The 5,321-nt window shown below is 26.7% G+C and carries 3 protein-coding genes and 1 riboswitch; of the genes, 1 reads left to right on the forward strand and 2 read right to left on the reverse strand.

Features of this window, described 5'->3' with window-relative positions; all coding sequences use genetic code 11:
- Positions 1-162 precede the first annotated feature (162 nt).
- Together J7G74_RS00525 and thiC are read right to left on the reverse strand one after the other, a co-directional pair.
- Entirely contained in the window at positions 163-2,556 is a 2,394-nt protein-coding gene (locus J7G74_RS00525; RefSeq protein ID WP_297130364.1) for a sensor histidine kinase, read from the reverse strand.
- A 182-nt stretch (positions 2,557-2,738) separates the two neighbouring features.
- The gene (thiC, locus tag J7G74_RS00530) at positions 2,739-4,043 is read right to left on the reverse strand and encodes a phosphomethylpyrimidine synthase ThiC (RefSeq protein WP_297130367.1); all 1,305 of its coding nucleotides are present in this window, start codon (positions 4,041-4,043) and stop codon (positions 2,739-2,741) included.
- Between the two features lie 234 nt (positions 4,044-4,277).
- Positions 4,278-4,379, reverse strand: a riboswitch (TPP riboswitch).
- A 502-nt stretch (positions 4,380-4,881) separates the two neighbouring features.
- Here thiC and J7G74_RS00535 point away from each other — a divergent pair.
- The coding region (locus J7G74_RS00535; RefSeq protein WP_297130370.1) for a CNNM domain-containing protein at positions 4,882-5,321 on the forward strand (440 nt) is incomplete at its 3' end.

Consider the following 5,321-nt stretch of genomic DNA (forward strand, 5'->3'; position numbering starts at 1 on the left):
GGTATTTATTTTGTATTTAAGTTGTTTCAAAGTTGTAAAATGTAGTATTTTTTGTCACATATTATTTTTTTATGCATATTAATATATGTTTTAATAATTTAAGGTCAAAATGTATACATATTTTATAATTGCTATAACATCTGGTTTAATTTAATCTATATTTTATAAACTATATATATCAGAAAATTCTATTTGACATTTTTCTATATGAAAATCTTTATTATTGCAATTTATAATATTCTCATCTTCTTCGTCTAATACTTTTATAGGTATGTTAAAGACAAAATTAGTACCTTTTCCCACATCACTATATACCTTTATATTTCCACCATGCTTCTCAACTATTGACTTTACAAGAGATAGACCTATACCACTACCCTCAAATCTTCTAGATAAAGGGGTATTAGCTTGTCCAAACCTATCAAATATTATTTCTAGCTTATCTGGAGGTATACCTGTACCAGTATCTTTTACTGATACTTTTACTTCTTTTGAATCAGATGTTATATTAACTTCAATACTTCCATTATCTGATGTATATTTAATTGCATTAGATAAAAGGTTTAGCATTACTCGTTCTATCTTATCAGGATCACAGGATAATATTACCTCTTCTACATCTGTGTCAAATATAAGATTTATATTTTTATCCTCTACATAATCTACTACTGAAAGTGTTATATCTTCTATGATATTTATTATATTATGATTTGAAAACTGCATGTTATAATATCCAATATCAATTTTACTTATATCTATAAAATTATTAACAAGCCTTAAAAGTCTATATGAATTTTGTTTTATTGTATCTATATGTTTGGTCACACTTCCTCTGCTAAAGTTATCATTCTCCATATTCTTTTTAGCTAGTTGAGTTGTTCCTAATATTATATTTAAAGGAGTTTTAAATTCATGAGATATATTAGCAAAAAATTCATTTTTAACAATTTCTGAACTAACCTTTTCTTCCAAACTTTTCCTTTGTTCTTCAATATTCTTTTGTTCTGTGATATCTTTAGCAGTTCCTATAACTATGTTATTTACTGAATCATACATGTAGTTCCATTCTAGCCATCTATATCCACCATTTTTACACATGTATCTATTAATAAGCCTACATGAACAATCTAGCATATCTTTTATTTCTACAATAATATTTAAATCTTCTGGATATACAAATTCAACATAGTTATGATTAACTAACTCATATTCACTCCATCCTAATAGTTTAGTCCAGTTTGAATTTACTTTTTTTATGTATCCCAACTCATCAAATGTAGCAAATAAGTCAACTGCTGTTTTTAAATAAAGTTCTAACTCATACTCTGTATCTTTTCTTTTTTTACTTTCTAGTTTTGTTACTTTTGAAAGCCTGCAGCTCTTAATAATCATAGCTATATTATCACAAATAAATTTCATAAAATCATCTTGAAATTTAGGAGGATTAGTAACATCGTCATAAGATATGTTTAATATACCTATAAATTCATCATACAGTTTAATTTTATACGAGGCTGTATATACAGTATTTTCTAAACTTTTTTCATTTACATAATATTGGTCAAGAGGTCTCTCAACTAATCTTAATCCCTCATATGATTTATTTACCATATAATCATACTCTTTATTACTTTTTATAGGTATAGACTCTATACCGCTAAATATTTTGATAGCATTTTTTATTTTAACATATGGTATAAGACTTTGTTTTTCTGCATCATATAATAATATACTAAATCCACTTGCTTCTATACTTTTTGTTATTTTATGACCTATATCTTCTAATAGACTATGCATATCTATATTATTATTTCTATTTTTTCCTATATTATTTAGATTAGTTATTCTATTATAATTTTTATAAAGTTCTTCTGTTATTGCTTTTTCCAAGGTTACATTTTTCGCTACACATACCATGTACTTATAATTTCCATTTTCATCATATATAGGATGTTTATAAATATCATGCCAAACTTCTTCATCGAAATATATACCTTTTTCATTATATGATTTTGCAAAATTCAACTTTAATACTTCTTTATCATTTTTTATATATTGTGTAACCAAATCTTTATCAAAAAAATCTTTCATATATGTTCCTAATAATTCTTCTGATTTTTTTGAATGCATAGATGAATAAGTATTATTTACATACAAATACTTTCCATCTTTATCTCTTAAAAAGGCTACTAATCCCATATTATCAAGTAAAACTTCTAAATCTTCAATACTATAATACTTATATTTAATATCTTTAGATATTATAAAAATAGCCTTATTTTTTTCAAAATAACCTATGCTTATATCACTAAATAATTGTATTATTTTATTATTTTTTGAATAAAAGCTAATATCAATTCTTGTATCTGCTGAAACTTCTAATATGTTTGTTTTATAATTATCTTTATCTACTAAAATATCTTCTACATTTAATTCATATATTTCTTCTTCATTGTATTTTAACTTTTTCAAAAATTTATCATTTGCGAAAACTATATCACCATTGCTATTTGTAATTAATACATATTCATCAAATTTATTAAATATTGAATTCACCTAATACCTAACCTCCTATAAAACTTTGCTTTTTATTCAAAAAATCACTACTTAGTAGTAAGTTTAGCATTATTTAATACACTCGTCATATATTATCTAATATTTATAATGATTTTAACAAAAAAATCCTGTTAGTAATGTTACTAACAGGATTAAACCTCAAACATAAAATTATATACTTATTATTCCATTATATCTACATCTTCACCTTTTAAAATCTTATTTATATTTCTAACAGCACACATTTTTCCACACATAGTACAAGTATCTTCATTTTCTGGCTTAGATTCAGCTCTGTATCTTCTTGCTTTTTCTGGATCGATAGATAGATCAAACATTTTTTCCCAATCTAAATCTCTTCTAGCTTTACTCATTTCATTATCCCAATCAGTTGCTCCATTTACACCTTTTGCAATATCAGCTGCATGAGCTGCTATTTTAGAAGCTATAATCCCTTCTTTGACATCTTCAACAGTTGGTAGTCTTAAATGTTCTGCTGGTGTAACATAACATAAGAAAGAAGCTCCATAAGTTGCAGCAATTGATCCACCTATAGCCGCTGTAATATGATCATATCCTGGCGCCACATCTGTAACTAATGGTCCAAGTACATAAAAAGGTGCTCCCTTGCATACAGTTTCTTCAATTTCCATATTAGCTTTAATTTGATTTAATGGCATATGTCCAGGTCCTTCTATCATAACTTGTACATTTTTTTCCCAAGCACGAGTTGTTAATTCTCCTAAAGTTACCAATTCTTCTATTTGAGATACATCTCCAGCATCAGCTATACTTCCTGGTCTGCAAGCATCTCCTAAACTTATTGTTACATCATGTTCACTACATATATCTAATATTTCATCATAATACTCATAAAATGGATTTTCATTTCCTGTTAACTCCATCCATGCAAAAATTATAGATCCTCCCCTAGAAACTATATTTGTAAGTCTATTAGACTTTTTAAATCTTTCTACAGTATGTTTATTAACACCACAATGAAGTGTTAGGAAATCTACACCATCCTCAGCATGCATTCTTACCACATCTATCCATTCTTTTGAAGTTATACTTCTTAATGGTTTGTTATAATAAACTACTGCATCATATATAGGAACTGTACCAATCATTGCAGGACACTTCTCAATTAGCTTTCTTCTGAATTTTTTAGTATCACCAAAAGAACTTAAGTCCATTATTGCCTCTGCTCCTAAATTCACCGCATTCATTACCTTTTCCATTTCAACATCTGTATCAAGGCAGTCCTTTGAAGTTCCTAAATTTACATTTATTTTAGTTTTTAATTTTTTTCCTATTCCATAAGGTTTTAAGCTTTTATGATTTTTATTTGCTGGTATTACTACTTTACCTTTAGCTACTAAATCTACCAATTCGCAAATATCCATATTTTCATACTCTGCAACTGCTTTTAATTCATCTGTTATTATCCCTTTTCTAGCTGCATCCATTTGTGTTGTGTAACTCATTTCATTTCCCCCTTAAAATTATTAGTTCATATTTTTACAATAAAAAAAAGAGCCTTTTCTGTATAGATAATATACACATAGTAAGAAAGACCCTAGCAATAAAAATTCATTTCATTAATTTATTCAACAAATATCTATATACTAAAAAAAGTCATACAATAAATGTACGACCTTCAATCATAATTATTATAATCATTTTTAACAATAATTTAAAATACGCTAAAAATAACTTAAATATATAATATTTAATCTCCCTACGTCGGCATTATCCATACAGGTTCAATGGGTTTAGAATTTAAAATTCAATCTCAGCAAGTCGCTCCCCTAAATATTCTCTTTTATTTAATAATATCACACCATTCTATTTTTTTCCATACATTAAAATTTCTATTTTGTACTAAAATTATCCTCTTCCAATTAAGACTAAAAATATTACGAAAACTTTATTATATTATTCTATCCTTTTCAAAACTTGATATATTCATTTAAATGTAAAACTATCCAGTCCATCCCACTGGAACAACCACATATCTCCACAGCATAATATTTTAAACTTCTTAAAAAATTATTAAATATTTTAAATAATGAATTTATATATTGATAAAATTATTTTCATATATCATAATATAAATCATTATATAATTTGATTCCCTGAAGGGGAGTAGCTTTCACAAGCGTGATAATCAATCGTCACTACGGATTATATCCCGGTTGATTAGCAAGATTAAACTTGTTAGCAAGACCTTCAGATTTGCACCCGTAATTTAGTGGTACATTTCTGAGGTCTTTTTTTAATAAACAAACAAAATTATATTTTACTATTTTTAAGGAGGAAAAAATGAATAATTTAGATTCAGACCCCGGGGCCATTATACCCCAATTATTATTAATAGTTTTACTTACAGCTATTAATGCATTTTTTGCATCAGCAGAAATGGCGATTGTTTCTATTAACAAATCAAAGGTAAGAAAATTAAAAGAGGAAGGTAACACAAAAGCTAAATTGCTAGAGGAATTGATTGAAGAGCCAAGTAATTTCTTATCAACAATCCAAATAGGTATAACTTTAGCTGGATTTTTCTCAAGTGCATCTGCTGCTACAGGAATATCAGAACATATTTCAGGATTATTGGCACCATTTAATATTCCTTATGCTAATGAGATTTCTATGATAGGTGTAACTTTAATACTGTCATATTTTACATTAGTATTTGGAGAATTAGTACCAAAAAGGATTGCATTAAAAAAAGCTGAAAAGATATCTCTTATATCAGTAAA

Origin of the sequence: Terrisporobacter sp. (assembly GCF_017888745.1) — a bacterium.
Taxonomy (GTDB): Bacteria; Bacillota; Clostridia; order Peptostreptococcales; family Peptostreptococcaceae; genus Terrisporobacter.

Excerpts from the sequence above, each read along its gene's own strand:
- thiC (WP_297130367.1), bottom strand. The coding sequence starts at position 4,043 with ATGAGTTACACAACACAAATGGATGCAGCTAGAAAAGGGATAATAACA.